At 67.4% G+C, this 1,647-nt stretch carries 1 protein-coding gene; it reads right to left on the minus strand.

Annotated elements, in window-relative coordinates; all coding sequences use genetic code 11:
- On the minus strand, nucleotides 1–1,611 hold a 1,611-nt coding region (locus JMF90_RS36235; protein WP_201326259.1), incomplete at its 3' end, for an autotransporter assembly complex family protein.
- Between the last annotated feature and the right edge of the window lie 36 nt (nucleotides 1,612–1,647).

Genomic DNA, 1,647 nt, shown 5'->3' on the forward strand with positions numbered 1-1,647 from the left:
CTGGTATTCGGCCGTCCCCGTCATCAGGTACTTGGTCGGCAAAACGGAGCCGTCGACGCTGTTGCCGATGCTCTGGTAACCGTAGCCGCGCACCGAGTTCGAGCCGCCGGCGCGGAACAGCAGCGACGCCGGCACGCCGGTCGAGCTGCCGCTCGTAAACACGCCGCCGAGTTCCGCGCGGAACACGAACAGGTCGCGCTTGCCGATCGGCAAATACTGCTGGCCGCGCGCGTAGCCGCGAATGAAGCTCTCGTCGGCCAGCACGCCCTTGACCGCGAAGCCGGCCTCCGCATGAATCAGGTTGCCCGAGCGCGGGAACAGCGGATCGTCGACGTTGCGGCGGGTCCACGCCCACTGCGGCACCAGCGCGCGGCTCGTGGTCGGCCCCGCGCCGTTCTGGTCGAGCCGATCCTGGTAGTACATCAGCGAATACGCATAGTCGATGAACTGGCCGGTGCGCGTGCGCTGCACGCCGACCCGCGCGCTGTAGATGCGCGTGTCCGACACGTTGGTGTTCGTGTACGACGCGAGCACGCTGTTGGTCCAGCCCTTCTCGCCCGGCGGCATCGACAGCTGGACCTGCCCGTACTGCTGGATCTGGTCGAGCCGGCCCGACACGGTCAGCGGCCACGCGGCGCCGAACGTGTCGAGATACGTATAGGAACCCTGCACGTGCGGCCCGGTATCGGTGGCGAAGCCGACGCCGCCGCGGATGTTGTTGTACGGAAACTCGCTGACCTTCACGTGCACGGGCGTGCGCTCGGGCTTCGACGTATCGTCGCCGACGTCGATCGCGACGCTCGCGTAGTACGGCGTGTTCTGCAACTGGCGCTGCAATTCGGCGATCCGCTGCACGTCGTAGATCTCGCCTTCCGACAGCGGATTGACGTTCGTGACGATCTTTTCCGGATAACGGCGCACGCCGTCGACATCAACCTTGCCGATCGTGAACGTCGGGCCGCTGTCGAACGCGACCGCGAGCGTCGCACGCTGCGTGCGCGGATCGATGCGCGCCTCGGACGACACGATCTTCGCGCCGAGATAGCGGCGCGACTGCAGTTGCCGGAGCGCCGCGCCCTTCGCGTCGTCCCAGTCGGATTGCGTGAACGGATCGCCCGGCTTCATCGAGAACGCGAAACGGGTCGCGGTTTCCTGCTTCGGGTCCTCGGTCTCGACCGGCCCCTTGAACGTCAGGTCGACCGTCGACACGACGGTCTGCTTGCCCGGATCGACCGCGATGTGCACGTCGCGCTTGCCGTCGCGGGTGCGCACGTCGGTACGCACGACCGGCGAGAAATAGCCGGCCGTCGCGGTCAAATCGCGCACCTGCTGCGGCGTGGCGGTCACGAGGAAGTCGAACTGGTCGTCGCTGATGTCGTCACGCTTCGCGAAGCGGGCAATATCGAGATGGGTCTTCAGGAGCTTGCGGATCGAGCGCGGCGCGTCGATGTCGACGTCGTATTTCGCATGGGCCGGCAGCGCGAAACACGCGGCCAGGCAACCCGCGAGGGCCGCCCGCGCGACGCGGGCCGCGGCGCCGGCGCGATCGCGGGCCGCGCGCGGGCCCGCGTGATGCGCCGTGTGTGCTTGCTGGTTCGACTGCCCCGCCAAATATGACCTCGCCGTCCTGGATGGTTACGGTTTCGT

Origin of the sequence: Burkholderia sp. E168m23, assembly GCF_016586125.1 — a bacterium.
Taxonomy (GTDB): Bacteria; Pseudomonadota; Gammaproteobacteria; order Burkholderiales; family Burkholderiaceae; genus Burkholderia; species Burkholderia orbicola.